Source organism: Gemmatimonadota bacterium, from assembly GCA_030747075.1.
Lineage (GTDB): Bacteria > ARS69 > ARS69 > ARS69 > ARS69 > ARS69.
The window spans coordinates 42,391-57,233 of the sequence record JASLLL010000002.1; the positions used below are offsets into that span (position 1 = coordinate 42,391).

Here is a 14,843-nt window from a genome sequence, read left to right on the forward strand (position 1 = left end):
GCGACTCATCCAGCGATTCTATCCGCAGAGAGAGGGCACCACCCGGCGGCAGGCCCGGGGGGCGAGCTATGTCAGGATTCGCCGAACAGCCTCGTGGACCGCGTCCACCGGGATAAGATCCTGACAGCCTGGCGAGAGGTCGCAGGTGTGCCGATAGCAGGGGTGGCAATCCATCGGGGTGATGATCTTCTCTCCCCGTCCGTAGAGTTCGATTTCCTGCGGGCAGGTGGACCCGAACAGGGCGACGACCGGAACCCGCCCCGCGATCGCAAGGTGCATTCCCAGCGTGTCTCCGGTGACCACCAGGTCGAAATGGCTGATCAGCCCCGCAAACTCCGGCAGCGAATGCTCGAAGCCAGTATCGACGGCGGCACCCTCCGACAACCGCGCGATCCGCTCATTCCGCTCGGCCTCCGCACGCCCGCCGAGCAACGCCACCCGGCATCCTTCGGCTGCGAGCCGCCCGGCGAGCGTTGCGTATGCATCCCCGGTCCAGGCCTTGTTCGCGAAGATCCCGCCCGCGCCGGTGTTGAACCCGACGAGTGGACCGCTCCCCACGGCGATCCCGGCGCTCTCCAGTATTCTCCGGCCGGTCGCGGAGTCGTCTGCCGGCGCGGGGACATCGTACTCTTCCCCGTCCCAGGGGATTCCGCACACTTCACCGATGAGATCTTGGTAGACGCGTTGATTCTCCTGAAACTTGAGCCGGTCGGAGAGTCCCAGTTCCCACGCATACTCCGCGGACGGGTGCAGCGGAATCACGACCCCGTTCCGGTCCCGCCCGAAACCGCGCTTCTCCGTGGCCGTCACCGTCATCGCGCGTGCCGTGGGCCAGGGATCCTTGTCGAGCGAGAGCAGAAGGTCGAAGTCCTCCACGGCGAGAATGGCATCCGCCTCGGCTCCGGGCGTCAGCACCCGGTCGATCCGCGGATGGCCGTTCAGGAGCGGACGGGCTGCCTCCCCGACGACCCAGGTCACATGGACGGGCGACGCGCTCCCCCCCGCCAGCGGGCGAAGGATGGGGGTGGTCCGCAGCACATCCCCGATGGCGCCGATCTTCAGCACGAGCACCCGCCGGCCCCACGGTTCGTGGAGGTCGCAGCCTTCGCACTCCCGCCGGTGGGCGCACGGACGGTCGCCGGGGAAAAAGCGGCAATCGGTGCGCCAGCGTCTCTTTGCTCCCTTCATCGACTCCTCCCGCCTGCGTCCTACCATAACGACGCTTCGGTCGGTCCTCTTGATTTCGGCCTGCCACGGGGCTACGATGAATCGGTGAATCCGTGACGGGTCTACGCCCCCCGTGGAACCGCCCCTGAGAACAGGCACAACAGTCCGGGTCAGACACCAAATGCGCAAGGAATCCCTTACCTACAGGGACCTGTTGAGAAAGCTGCTCGCGGGAAGACTCCTCCGGATGGAAGAGCGGCAGGAAGCCGAGGGAATCCTCGCACTGCCGGATCCGGTCGAAACCGCCCTGCGCCTTCGCGGACTGTTGGAGACCCTGGCATCCCGAGATGCGCTCGTCCGGCTGAACCCGCCTGCCGGGCGGGAGTCGCACAATCGGCGCTATCTGGATCCGGCGACCAACGACCGCTGGACCATTCGCCTTCCCGGGCCGCGTGCGGTGGATCCGGAAGGCTCGCCGACGGCGGAAGATCGACCGGAACCCGCCGCACCCGTCGCCCCGGCCGCACAGTCGGCTCCGTCGCCCAGAATCGTGAAGGCTGTGGAGACATTCCCACTGGAGCCGGGACTCACCCGCAAGTTCTACGATCCGGCCACCGGGGAACCGCTCCGAACGCTCTTCTCCGGGTTTGCCCCATGCCGTTCGCCGGAGGAGTTTGCCGCGTCCCTTGCGCCAATCCGGGATCTCGTCCTCCGCCATTCCAGTGCCACGCAGCTTCACTTCTTCCTGCTGGAGGAAGTGGTCGGTGCAGACGACGGCTCGCAGGATGAGGCCACCTCGCTCATCCCGGTGACCTTTCCCGAATGCGTGGTTCCGGCAGCGCACGAACTGGGCAAGGCGGTGCGCCGGAGCGTCCTGCAAGATCAGCTGGGCGTGCATGTCCCGGACCTGACCGCGCGGGAGGCCCGGGCCCCGGCTGGAGAACAGGGTGCGCTGGTCTGTCTCCCGATGACATCCGGAGACCGGGTGGTCGGCAGCATGGAAGTGCTGCGCGATGCCCCCGGCCCCTTCGAGACGGAGGAGCTGGCGTTCTTTTCGCTGGCCGCGGCCGTGACCGGAGGGCTGGTGGTGCGAGCCGAATCGCTGGAGAAGCTCATCTTCCTCGACAAGCTGACGGGGCTGTACAACCGCGCCTACTTCGACGACCAGATCCTGCGCGAAATCGAACGCGCCAACCGCACGGGAACTTCGGTCGCGCTTCTGATGGCCGACTTGGACCACTTCAAGCGAATCAACGACTCCCACGGGCATCAGGTCGGGGACCGTGCGCTGGCATTCCTCGCGTCGATCATTCGCGCCAACATCCGGCAGATCGATGTGGCGGCCCGGTACGGCGGTGAGGAGTTCGCCATCCTCCTGCCCACCATCACCCGCGCCCGAGCGGTTCTGACGGCGGAGCGGCTTCGTCGTGTCGTGGCGGAGGCGTCCTTCTCCGAGATCGCGCCGGAGCTGGACGAGACGCGGGTTTCGGTTTCGCTGGGGCTGGCGCTGTATCCGGACGACGCCGGAAGCGCGGTCCAGCTGATCGAACGCGCCGACCGCGTGGCGCTCTACGCCGCGAAGAACCGCGGGCGGAATCGCGTGGTGTCGTGGGCCTCCATCCAGGAGCAGGCCGAAGATCCCATTACGGGGTAGTCCACTCCCGAAGCCCCGGCTTGTCGGCCAGGCCCGGCCGCTCGGCGAACGCCGCGCGCAGGTGGCCGCGCCCCTCCTTCTCACGACCCGTCCGGGCCAGCGCAATCCCCAGATGCGCGCGCACTTCGGCGTCCTGCGTGGCGCGCCAGGCCTTCTTCAGCGCATCCACGGCGACTCCGGGCTCCCCCGCCTGTATCGCGGCCCAGCCGAATGTGTCGAGCACGGCGGGATCTTCCGGCGAAAGCCCCCGCGCACGACGAGCCATGGCGAACCCCCGCGCGGGGTCGATCCCCCGATCCGCGAGAATCCAGGCGAGGTTGTTCAGCACTTCGACATCCTGCCCGAGACCGCGCCCCTCCACGCCCTCCGTCAGAAGACGGGCCGCCTCCTCCGCGCGTCCCGTATGCGAAAGGAGCAGCGCCTTCCCGTTGATCGCCCCGGGCAGCGCCGCATCCAGCGCGAGCGCGCCGTCGTATGCGGCGAGCGCTTCCTCCACCCGACCGTCTTCTTCCAGTGCGCGTGCATGCTCTGTGCGAAGAACGGCGTCGGCCTCATTCAGACGGCACGCTCGCGCCAGCGACCGAACAGCCTCGTCGTGCCGGCCCGCTTCCGACAGAAGCGACCCCAGGAGCGCCCACGCATCCGCATCCGTGGAATCCCGCGCCGCCATGTCGCGGTAGATCCTCTCGGCTCCGCTCAGATCTCCGGCCTGCCGCGCCACGAACGCCATGTTCCGCCTGGTCCGGGCATCCTCCGGATCCCGCTGGAGAACTTCCTCACACAGACGGCGTGCCTCTTCCCAGTTCTCCCGGGTTCGCTCCAGAAGCGCCGCTTTCCGCAGGATGGTGAGATTCTCCGGATCCGCCACGCGCAGTTCCGCAAGCAGAGCCCCCGCTTCGTCGAAGCGACCGTTCATCATGAGCGTGGGAATCTCCTGAAGCCCGTTGAAGACACCCACCATGTCCCGCGGGTCTTCCCCGCCCGCATTCCACGGATCCGAGTCGCCGTCCGCCGCATAACTCCCGCCGCCGCCGACATATCCCAATCCTTCGAGGCGGCGGCGGGCCTCGTCGTCGATGGCGGGCGCCGTCCCCCCGAGCGCAGGTCCGCGGGAATGATGCCGCTCCAGTTCGGCGCGCATCTCCCGCACCCGTTCCGGATGATCGTCCGCGAGGTTCACGGTCTCCCCGGGATCGGAAGCCAGATCGAACAGCTCCGGGCGCGGAGCATCGATCAGCTTCCAGCGACCGCGCCGCACGGACCGCAGCGCCGCCCAGTCGAAGTGGAGAAGCGGATAGAGCGATTCTCCGAACACGCTCTCAGGACCGGACGCCTCTCCCCGCGCCAGAGGAAGTGCGCTTTGCCCGTCCATTCCGGGGGGAGCCTCGACCGCAACCGCATCCAGCACGGTCGGCAGAACCTGCACCAGGGAGACCGGATCCTCCACGCGCACTCCGGCGGGAACACCCGGACCCTCCATCACCCAGGGGACATGGAGCGTGGACTCATACACGAAGAGCCCGTGTGTCGTCTCTTCGTGCTCGCCCAGCGACTCCCCATGGTCCGCAGTGACGCACACCACCGTCTGGTCCCGAACCGGCTGGAGAACCTCCAGCACGCGCCCGATCTGCTCGTCTACAAACGCCACCTCGCCCTCGTAGGAACCGCCCCCGTAGACGGATGCCTGCCGGGGCGGCGGCTGGTACACAGCGTGAGGATCGAAGAAGTGCAGCCACAGCAGGAAGGGTGCCGGGCCGCGCACCGCTTCTTCCAGCCAGGGGATGGCGGCGTCCACGACATCGTCCGCATTGCGCTCGTCATAGAACAACCGCTCCGCGATCTCCCGCGAGCCTCCGGTGGCAGCTCCGGCGGCGTTGCCGGTGAAGTCGTCATCGAATCGGGCGAAACCCTGCGAAGTCCCGAACTCCCCCGCCACAGGATAGGCCGCCACGAATGCCGCGGTATTCCACCCCGCATCGCGCAGCACCTCCGGGAGCGTGACGGCATCCTCCGGGATGCGCCCGGCCCCGTTGTCACGAACGGTGTGCCGGAGCGGGTAGAGCCCGGTCAGTATGGAACCGTGCGACGGGAGCGTCAGCGGAGCGGTGGCGGTGGCCTGAAGGAAGACCGTTCCCGACTCCCCGATGGAATCGATGGCAGGCGTCCGAACGCGCCCGCCGTGACACCCGATCCGATCCGCTCGGCAGGTATCGATCGTAATGAGCACCACGCCCCGGGGACCATCCGGGCCGGAACACGCGGGAACCAGAAGGAGGCCCGCCGCGAGAACCGCGGCCGCAAGAGCCGGACCGCGCAAGATCAGCCCGCCTTCCGACGCCGACGCGCGGAGAGCACCGCCCCCAGTGCCAGACCGGCAAGGGCCACGCCGACGATCACAAGGCCTTTCCCCCCGCCGGACGCTGCGTCCCCGGAAGTGTCCGGCACCACCCAGTTCCGGTAGTCCACCTTGCCGCGTCCACGGTGGGAAGCCGCGCGGTCATTGCCGTCGATGATGTCGGTGATGTCCGCCGGATACCCTTTTCGCTCCATCTCCAGCGCCGTGTCCCATCCCCAGTCATTCCAGGTGGCATCGATGTCATTGCGCGAAGAGTTCATCAGCGAAATGTTGTTCCCGTGAATGTGATTCCCGTTCTCCGAACTCCCCCCGATTACGGGGTGGCTCTTTCGTCCGGAGACATCGATCGCACGCAGATTGCAGTTTCGGATGGTGTTGCGATAGACCTCCGGGGACGACGCGAAGATCAGAATGCCGAAGGTCGTGATCTCATCGAGCAGGTTGTCGGTGATCAGCGCCTTGGAGTGACGCAGGTGGATTCCCCAGCCGAAGCCGCGGAAGACATTTCCGCGAATCGTCGGACTTCCGCCTTCGACATGGATTGCGGTGCCCATGGTCCCCGCGTGATCCAGCGTGAATCCTTCGATCACCGTGGAGCGATCCGCGTCCTCCTGAACTTCCAGCAGCCGCTCGTCCTTCGGGGACTCTCCCAACCCCGGACTCAGAAGCACCGTGGAGTCCGGCCCGGCCTCCGACTTCAACACGACCCCGCCCTTCATCATGATGAGTTCCGTGTATTCCCCGGGGGCCACCAGCACCGTGTCTCCGACGGCAGCCGCAACCACGCCTTCCTGGATCGAACCGTGATCAGCCGGGACGCGAAGAACCGCGGCATGGACCGGCCCGGCCCAGACTGAGATCAGCGCCCCCAATAGAGCCAAACGAGTCACACGCATCCCTGCTCCTCTCCTGTTCGGGCGAAGTCCGCCCGTCATCGCGTTGGGGCCTCCAGCCGACGGCGGGCCCGTTCCAGATTGTCCAGTGCTCTCGGGAATCCGGGTTGCGCTTCCAGCGCCCGGTTCCAGAGTGCCATTGCTTCCTCGAGCCTGCCCGCGCGAGCTTCCGCCACGCCAAGGCTGTTCCAGGCATCCGCGTGGGACGGATCCAGCTCCACGACCTTTCGATAGAGTTCGGCAGCCTCGTCGGTCCGGCCCATTCTGTCGAGTACCAGTGCGTGCCCGAAGAGCGCAGGCGGATCCTCCCAGCCCGTGCGTTCCGCAGCCGCGTAGATCCGTTCCGCCTCCTCGTGCTCCCCCTGACGATCCAGTACCCGCGCCAGGGACGCCAGGTTCCTTCCATTTCCCGGATTCCGCGCAGCCTCCGCCCGAAAGGCGACGATGGCGCCCGTGGGATCCCCCGCCTGCTGCAGGAGCGCCCCCAGATTCATGAAGCCGTCCGGAAGCGCGCGGTCTTCTTCCAGTGCGCGACGCTGCAGGGCCGCCGCCCGGGAGAAGTCGCCGGTTTCCGCCTGAACCTCCGCGGCCGACTGGAAGAACTGCCCCGGCGAGAGACCGGCTCGAACCTCGCGGACGGTCGAGTTCCCGTTGGCAGCCACGAGCACTCCCGCGAAGGCAACCCACGGCAGGAGGCCAGCCACTGACCGCGATCGGAGACCTTCCCACAGACCGATGGCTCCCGCCACCGCGAAGAGTGCAGCCAGCGGACGCAGAGGAACCCGGTAGCGCGCGGTCACGAAGAACGCGGCGATCGTCAGCGCATACACTCCCGCCATGACGACCACCGGGCGCGCAACGATGCTTCCCTCCCGGCGGCGCACCAGGCGCACCGCCCCCACGACGGCCAGCGGGAAGAGAATCCATGCGAGGCCGAGGGACCACGCACTCAGGGGCGCGTACTCGCGCAGGAACAGCTCCAGATTCCGGTTGTTTGCCAGTTCCGTCCCGGTGAAAAGGAGGAGGATCTTCCTGACCGTGAGTCCCAGCGCTGCACGGGGTTCGGTGCGCCACCAGTCCAGTGACCTCCTGAACCAGTATCCCGACACTTCCGACGGGCGGAGCGAGCGCCCGGTCTCTTCCTCTGGAATCCGGATCGAATCTTCGTAACCACCCCACCAGTCTGTGCGCAGCAGGGACGGGGCCGTGGCCGACCAGCCATTCGCTTCCGCGTTGTTCCCGAGGAAGAAGTTGAACCCCGCCTGCGACGAAACCAGAACACGGTCCCCCCCGACAAACCCGTTCAGCGCGGTGATCGGCAACACCGGCAGCAGGACCCCCAGCGTCAGCGCGAAACTCCGCCGGAGAGCGGGCCGGAAGCGACGGAATCCACCTTCCCCGCTGATCCCGGCGAACAGGAACGCGAACGGCGCGAACGCCAGGATATTCGGGCGGGTGATCGCGAAGAGCCCCAGGCAGAGGCCGACGCCAAGCCAGCGACGCGGCGTCGGCTCCAGCACAGCCCGGGCAAGCAGGAGCGCCAGCGCAGCCGCCAGCGGAGCAAGGAGGGACTCCAGCAGCAGGTCTCCTTCAAAGTGCACGAGCACCCCGTCGAACGCGACCAGGAGAGCCGCCGCCCGAGCCGCCCACGCGGGGCGCGGCAGTAACAGGTGACCCAGACGGAGCACCAGCAGAGGAGTCGCCACGCCCCACGCCAGGTGCACTGCGCGAACCACGAGGGGTTCCGAACCGACCACGCGGTAGATCAACCCGAGCAGCGCGGGATAAAACGGCGCACGGAAGAAGGGGATTCGGCCGGTCAGATCCCCCGACGCGATCTCCCGCGCCCAGAGGTCATGGTAGGCTTCATCCATGATCGGATGATCGAAGAAGGGGTTTCCACGAATCTGCAGGAGGTAGACCAGACGAAAGAGAACGGTCACTCCGATCAGAATCACCGGAAACGAGGGGCGAACTTTCATAACTCCTCCCGGCCGAATGACCCTTCCATCCCGCGGAGCATCCTACCAGAGCGAAGATCGTTCAAGAACTGCCAGTATCCGCAAATCTACATTCTGTTTCACCGGAAGATTCCGCTGTTCTGAATGACTCCGGAAGAGCAAAGCCGGACCTCCGACCGCCTCAAAGCCGCTTCCGGCATGGCTTTGCGGCCGCCTCTCTTTTTCCTACAGTTCGCGCCGGTTGACACCGATTTCTTCCCTGTGGTAGTCTCGCTAGGAATCGGAGGGGAATCAGTTGTTCGCCTCCGCTCATGCCTGATCGTTTCGGGTCGCTCGACTGGATCCCGTGGACGGTGCATGAAGGGGCGTCTCCTCTTCTGGGCGAGCAGCAAGGCCTTTTCGCCGAAGTGACTTCCGCGAAGGGCCGCTTTGCCGGTCTAAACGCGACTTAGTTGCCCCACAGTACTGAAGCTGGGGCCGGGAAAGCAGGGGCAGCAATCAACAGGATTCCTTTCCCAAGGGGGTCATAGGCACATGCGCAAGTACTTCGTGACTACATTCGTTCTGGTCGCGCTCCTCGTCTTTGCGACTTCCGGCCTCGCGCTCGAGAAGACCTCGATGCGTCTGACCGACGACAGCCGTGCAGACAACTGGAATGCCGCGACGACCTGTACGGTCCTCTATTACAACTACTGCACCGGCTGGCTCTGGATCTGGAGCGGCTGGAGTCCTGGCGACATCCTCGGCGTCCAGTTTGACGCGCCGAACTCCGGTGGCGGTACGCTGTACGCGAACTGGCTGTTCACCTGGACGGGTGCCCCGTCCGGCTACGGATTCACCGGTTCGCTCGATGTGAACGCTGCCGATGCCAACGCCTGCCCCACGGGCGCGGCGATTGGTTCGCAGCCGTACCTGCCGGCCGGTGGTGGCTGGGAGTTCGCAAGCTGGGGTGCCGGCGTAGCCGTCCCTGGTTCCTTCACCGTTGGCGCGGTCATGGGTGCCACTGCTGGCAACCCCACGACCTTCGTTACGGATCACCCCGCGGCCGGACCGACTGGTCCCACGCCGTGCGGAACCTGCTTCCCGACCTCGCGTGACCCGCACTCCTACTACTGGGGTTCCGCGGCCAGCCCGCTTTGCCCGGGCAGCACGCTCTTTGACGGCGTCTGCGATGCCGGTCTTGTGTGGGAAGCCATTATCTCCTGTTCGGTCGGCGTCGAGCCTTCCAGCTGGGGTTCTGTCAAGGGTCTGTACAAGTAGTTTCTCACCTGGAACGCTGCTCCCAGGTGGTGACGATTGGGGTGCCGGATTCGTCCGGCACCCTTTTCCTTGAGTTGTATTTGACAGCGTCGCACCCTCCGGACAGAATCCGCCTCGCGCCCCGAGTCTGGAGATTCCCGTGCGATACCCTCTCGTCCTTTCCGCACTGCTGACCGCGGGTCTCCTGGCAGGGTGCGGACTCCGCTCTTCGTCCGAACCCGGGCCGTTTCCCACACTGCTCGTGACGATCGACACGCTCCCCGCGAACCGCGTGGGCTGCTACGGGTCTCCTTCCGCGCGCACTCCCTTTCTCGACCGAATGGCGCGCACCGGGTTGCAGGCTGTCCGAGCCATCTCGCCCGCGCCGATTACACTTCCCTCCCACTCCACGGTCCTCACCGGGATGGTCCCGCCGTGGCACGGAGTTCGGGAGAACGGGATCTTCCGACTGGAGGACTCCCTTTCGACGATCCCCGAGCTGCTCCCTGAAGATGTCGCCACCGGTGCCTTCGTGGGAAGCGTCGTCCTTGCGGAGAAGTACAACCTGTCGCAAGGCTTCGACACCTACAACGACGACTTTTCCGGAACAGACGCCACCGGCGAAGGACACCTGGAGCGCACGGCCGGGGAGGTGTTCTCGGCCGCCTCGGACTGGCTGGCGGGATTCGATCCGGACGACCGCATCTTCCTCTGGACGCATGTCTTCGACCCGCACTACCCCTACCGGGCTCCCGCGCCCTGGCCGGGCACCGCGCTGGAGGCCTATGACGCCGAAGTGGCGTACACCGACCATCAGCTGGGACGCTTTCTGCGCTCGCTCGGCGACGGAAACCCGAGCCGCCTCCCGCTGGTGCTGGTGACGGCCGACCACGGGGAGTCCCTTGGCGGACACGGGGAACTCACGCACAGCCTGTTCGTCTATGACGACACGCAGCACATTCCGCTCCTTGTCACTGGGACCGCCGCCGGTCCGCAGCGACTGGACCCTTCGCTTCGAAGCCTGTTGGATGTGCCGGCGACGCTGCTGGACTTCTTCGATGGGTCGCCCCCGGATGCACGCAGAACGGGAGAGTCGCTCTTCCGACCCGCCCTCTCGGAAACCGCCTATGTGGAGACGCTGCACACGGAGCTCTACCGTGGCTGGAGCCCGCTCTACGGAGTCCGCACCCCGGACTGGAAGTACATCCGCGCGCCGCGCCCGGAGCTCTACGACCTTTGCACAGACCCCGGAGAGACGGTGAACCTCCACGCGGAGCGGCCGGAGATCGTGGGCGCCCTCTCATCAGCCCTCGACCGGATCCTGCTGCGCGAAGTCCCCGTTCACGCGCTGGCCCCGGAGACGGAAGCGATGGCTGAACTTCGCAGCCTCGGCTATGTGGCCACGGTCCGCCCGGGACGCCGGGCACGAAGGCTGGAGGGAGCCAAGGACCCGAAGGATGGCGTCAAGGGCTCGGTGGCTCTCTTCCGGGGAGAGCAGGCCATTCTCGATGGGGATCTCGTGCGGGCGGAGCGCTACTTCACCCAGACCATTCGCCTGGACCCGGAATGCAAGGAGGCGCACTCCTTCCTCGCCGGCGTGTATTTCACGTGGGGCCGGTATCCGCTGGCTGCCGATTACGCGCGCCGCGCGCTCGAACTGCCTCCCGACATGATGGAAGCGCCCATCTACGCGACGCTGGGGGAGATCTACCTCGCCATGGGTCGGCCGAAAGATGCCGTCGCCCCGCTGAAGAAAGCCGTGCAACTCGCGCCGCGCAGCGAACGGAATCGGAATCTTCTCGCCGAAGCGGAGCGCGCCCCCCGATGAGGATCGGCCGATGGGTGCTCGCCGTGGCAATGGCCTGGATGTGCGCGTCCTGCTCCCGAACCGCACCGGGGGAGCGCCCTTCCGGCGAAGCCCTCCTGCTCCTGACGATCGATACGCTTCGGTCCGACCGCCTCGGGTGCTACGGCGACGCGCGAGCCCGCACTCCCCACCTCGACCGGCTGGCACGCTCCGGGACCCAGTGGGCCACGGCTCTGGCGCACGCCCCGCTCACGCTGCCGTCGCATACGACCATCCTGTCCGGCGTCATCCCACCCGAACACGGCGTCCGGGACAACGGCCTCTACCGCGTGCCCGGCAGCCTTCGTCTTCTTCCCGAAGTCCTGGGGGGTGCGGGCTGGAAGACGGCGGCCTTCGTGGCGGCGCACCCGCTCGCGGCGCGCTACGGCCTCCACCGCGGGTTCGATCTCTATCGGGAACCGCACGGATCGCCCGGCGACGGTGCCTCCGGAGCTGTGGAGAGGCGCGCTGAAAGCGTCGTGGATGAAGTGGCGGATTATGTGGCGTCGGAGTGGAGCGGAGATCGCCGCTTCGTCTGGGCCCACTTCTTCGACCCGCACGCCCCCCACGACCCGCCGAAGGCCTACCGCGACGCGCACCCGCGTGACCCCTACCGGGGCGAAGTGACCTATGCGGACGCCCAGACAGGTCGCCTCCTTCGGATTCTCCAGAGCTCCGCGAAGACCCTCCGGGTGTGCGTGACGGCCGACCACGGGGAGAGCCTCGGCCAGCATGACGAGAGCACGCACGGCGTCTTCGTGTATGAAGCGACAACACGCGTCCCACTCATCCTCGCGGGGCCGGGCGTTGTGCCGGGCACCACGATCCACACCGCCACCGGGGTGCGAGGCGTGGCCGCCGCGCTGACCGACTGGGCTGGAATCGCGCTCCCTCCCGAGTTCGGCGCACCACTCCCGCGCACCGGGGATTCGCCGGGGCGGGGCGAGCCGGTCTTCGTCGAGTCCGCGTACCCCCTTTTGCGGCACGGGTGGGCTCCGCCGCGCGGACTGCGCGGAGAACGCTGGAAGGTGATCCATGCACCCCGCCCGGAGGTCTACGACCTGTACGCGGATCCCGGCGAGACTCGCAACCTCCACGGCTCCGCCGACCTGCCCTCGCGCCCGCAGGAACTCCTCGCGATGCTGGCAGGCCCCGAGTGGAGCGTCACGCTGCCCGCGAGCGCACCGGACGCAGAGTCCGAAGCCGCCCTCCGAAGCCTCGGCTATGCGGGCGCCCACCCCTTGCCCGACGCCCCCGGTGACTCCCTCCCCGACGCGAAGGACCGTGTTCGGATCGAGTCGTATCTGTCACGAGCGGGAAGTGCCCTGGAGGCCGGTCGGGCCGCATCGGCCCGGCGGGCACTGTCCTCGGCGCTCGGTCTGGATTCCCGCAACAAGGAAGCGCATCTCCTTCTTGCCAGAGTCCAGGCTGCGACCGGCGAAGTCTCCCGCGCGCTGGAGACCTTTCGCTGGTGCCTGTCGCTGCCTCCGGCGTCGATGAACGCTCTGGTATACTACGAGGCGGCACGCGTCACCCTGGATGCCGGACTCCTCGACGAGGCGGCGGACTTCTCCCGGCGAGCGTGTCGGATCGACCCGCGCCACATGGAGGCCCGGTTCAACTGGGGAGTGACCGCATTCCGGCAAGACCGGCCCGGGGAAGCGGCGATGCACTGGGAGGAGGTTCTCCGAATGGACCCGGAACACCCGGAAGCTTCCAGATGGCTCCCGGAGGCGCGTGCCATGGCGGCAGGAAGGGGCGACAGGGAGTGACTCGGATCACCATTCCCGCACTGACGGTTCTGCTGGCTGTCGGATGCACACCGGGCGGAGAGGCTCCCCCACGCGTCACCGGCCCGGCGCCGCCGCCGGATGTCATCCTCATCACGCTGGACACCTTTCGCGCGGATCGCGCCGGATGCATGGGCCACCCGGGTGGACTCACGCCCGTGCTCGACCGAGTGCTGCGCGACGGCCTCCTCGCGCGGACGGCCTTTGCGTCCGCGCCGCTGACCGCCATCTCCCACGCCTCGCTCCTCTCCGGGCTCACTCCCGCTGACCACGGCGTGCGTGACAACGCCACCTTCCCCTTCCCGGACTCCATCCCGACGCTCCCGGAGATTCTAGCCCGGCACGACTTTCGGACGGCAGCCGTCATCGCGGGTTTCCCGCTCAGCAGTCAGTTCGGTTTCGCCCGCGGGTTCGATTTCTTTGACGAAGATCTCGCCCCGGCCTCCGGAGGAAGCACCTACTACGCGGAGCGGCCCGCCGGGGATGTCGTGGCGGCGGCGCTCGACCTCGCGCGGAAGATCCCCCGGGAAGACCGGCTGTTCCTCTGGGCGCACTTCTTCGACCCGCACTTCCCCCGGGAGCCGATGCCCGCGCTGGCCGGTTTCCCCGCAGAAGACCCGTACGATCTGGAGATTCGCGGGCTGGATCTGGAACTCGGTCGATTCCTGGCCGCGTTCTCCCGGCTCCGGGAACGAAGGCCCGTCCTTGCGATCGCCAGCGACCATGGAGAGGCCCTCGGCGGGCACGGGGAAATGAGCCACGGCGTTCTGCTTTACCAGGAAACCATGCACGCGCTCTTCGGTTTTCACGCCCCCGCCGGAACGCCCGAGGGCGACCGGATCACGCGAGGCATCCGCAAGGAGACCGCACGGTTTGAGGATCTCGTGCCCACGCTCTGCGACATCCTGAGCATTCCTCCACCCGATGGAGGAGCGGGGCATTCCCTGCTGAATCCGGAGGAACCGGGCCGATGGGCCATCGGCGAGACCTACTACCCCATGTTCCACTATCGGTGGAGCCCACTGCTCTCCGCGCGCAACGAGCGGTGGACCTATGTTCGCGCACCCGTGCCGGAACTCTATGACCGGCGCCTTGATCCCGGAGAAACGCGGAATCTCGCCGCGGAGTATCCCGAGGTCGTGCAGGAGGCGGAATCCGTTCTCCGCGCCGCGGAGTCCGAACCCGCTTTCCCCGGGCAGACCCCGCAGGACGATGAGACCCGGGAGAAGCTGATGGCGCTCGGATACATCTCCGGTGCCACCGGCGGTGAGATCCGACGGAACATGAACCCGGCCGAGATGATCGGCTCGGTCAACGCGCTCTTCCGGGGGATCACGCTATACAGCAAGGGGCGGCCGGACGCGGCGCTCCCCTACTTCCGAAAGGCGTACCAGTCAGATCCCGGGAATGTGTCCGCCGTGTACCAGCTGGCCAACTGCCTGCGTTCCGTCGGCGAGACTTCCGTCGCGATCTCCTACTACCACATGGCGCTCCGCATCGACCCGAGGGTCGGCGAAGCCTGGGCGCATCTGGCGTTTCTGTCCATCGAGGCCGGGAATGCGGACGAGGCCTTCCGACTCATCGCGGAGGGACTCCTCCACGCGCCGAAGAGCTTCGCCCTTCTCATGGCCGCCGGAGACCTCCATGACGAAGTCGGAAAACCCGGAGAGGCAGAGGAGTACTACCGCCGTGTTCAGTCCGTCGAGCCGGATCGCCCGGAACCGTGGGAGGCTCTGGCGCGCATCGCGGCGCGGCAGGGACGCCCGGCCGATGCCGCCACCGCCTGGGAAGAGGCGCGCAAGAGGAATCCCGCCCTCTCGCGCACGCTCCCGGAGAGGCACTGATGGGTTCGGAGCGTTCTGTGCTGGACATTTTCCATCCTTTTGCGGAATCTTGTGTCTATGCGTTGATTCTGGCGGAGATGAGATTCAGCCCGG

At 67.0% G+C, this 14,843-nt stretch carries 10 protein-coding genes; 6 read left to right on the plus strand and 4 right to left on the minus strand.

The window, feature by feature from the left end; genetic code table 11:
* Positions 1 to 66: 66 nt before the first annotated feature.
* Positions 67 to 1,188: a glycosyltransferase family 9 protein gene (locus tag QF819_00880; protein MDP6801720.1), complete on the minus strand. Its 1,122-nt coding sequence runs from the start codon at positions 1,186 to 1,188 to the stop codon at positions 67 to 69.
* A gap of 193 nt (positions 1,189 to 1,381) precedes the next feature.
* Between QF819_00880 and QF819_00885 the strand changes: the two genes are divergently transcribed.
* Positions 1,382 to 2,821, plus strand: a complete 1,440-nt coding sequence (locus QF819_00885) for a sensor domain-containing diguanylate cyclase (GenBank protein MDP6801721.1) — start codon at positions 1,382 to 1,384, stop codon at positions 2,819 to 2,821.
* Here the strand turns inward: QF819_00885 and QF819_00890 are convergent.
* The 3 genes from QF819_00890 to QF819_00900 are packed head-to-tail and all read right to left on the minus strand — an operon-like array spanning position 2,811 to position 8,052.
* On the minus strand, positions 2,811 to 5,138 hold the full coding sequence (locus QF819_00890; GenBank protein ID MDP6801722.1) for a sulfatase-like hydrolase/transferase: 2,328 nt from the start codon (positions 5,136 to 5,138) through the stop codon (positions 2,811 to 2,813). The genes QF819_00885 and QF819_00890 overlap by 11 nt on opposite strands.
* Positions 5,139 to 5,140: 2 nt before the next feature.
* Positions 5,141 to 6,073: a right-handed parallel beta-helix repeat-containing protein gene (locus QF819_00895; protein MDP6801723.1), complete on the minus strand. Its 933-nt coding sequence runs from the start codon at positions 6,071 to 6,073 to the stop codon at positions 5,141 to 5,143.
* Between the two features lie 35 nt (positions 6,074 to 6,108).
* Entirely contained in the window at positions 6,109 to 8,052 is a 1,944-nt protein-coding gene (locus QF819_00900) for a tetratricopeptide repeat protein (protein ID MDP6801724.1), read from the minus strand.
* 290 nt (positions 8,053 to 8,342) lie between these two features.
* Between QF819_00900 and QF819_00905 the strand changes: the two genes are divergently transcribed.
* The 5 genes from QF819_00905 to QF819_00925 all read left to right on the plus strand — a co-directional run bounded on the left by QF819_00905 (position 8,343) and on the right by QF819_00925 (position 14,750).
* Entirely contained in the window at positions 8,343 to 8,483 is a 141-nt protein-coding gene (locus tag QF819_00905; GenBank protein ID MDP6801725.1) for a hypothetical protein, read from the plus strand.
* 82 nt (positions 8,484 to 8,565) lie between these two features.
* Complete coding sequence (locus QF819_00910) at positions 8,566 to 9,291, plus strand: hypothetical protein (GenBank protein ID MDP6801726.1); 726 nt, start codon at positions 8,566 to 8,568, stop codon at positions 9,289 to 9,291.
* A gap of 139 nt (positions 9,292 to 9,430) precedes the next feature.
* The gene (locus QF819_00915) at positions 9,431 to 11,098 is read left to right on the plus strand and encodes a sulfatase-like hydrolase/transferase (GenBank protein MDP6801727.1); all 1,668 of its coding nucleotides are present in this window, start codon (positions 9,431 to 9,433) and stop codon (positions 11,096 to 11,098) included.
* Complete coding sequence (locus tag QF819_00920; GenBank protein MDP6801728.1) at positions 11,095 to 12,888, plus strand: sulfatase-like hydrolase/transferase; 1,794 nt, start codon at positions 11,095 to 11,097, stop codon at positions 12,886 to 12,888. The genes QF819_00915 and QF819_00920 overlap by 4 nt, the downstream gene beginning before the upstream one ends.
* On the plus strand, positions 12,885 to 14,750 hold the full coding sequence (locus tag QF819_00925) for a sulfatase-like hydrolase/transferase (GenBank protein MDP6801729.1): 1,866 nt from the start codon (positions 12,885 to 12,887) through the stop codon (positions 14,748 to 14,750). The genes QF819_00920 and QF819_00925 overlap by 4 nt, the downstream gene beginning before the upstream one ends.
* The last annotated feature ends 93 nt before the right edge of the window (positions 14,751 to 14,843 follow it).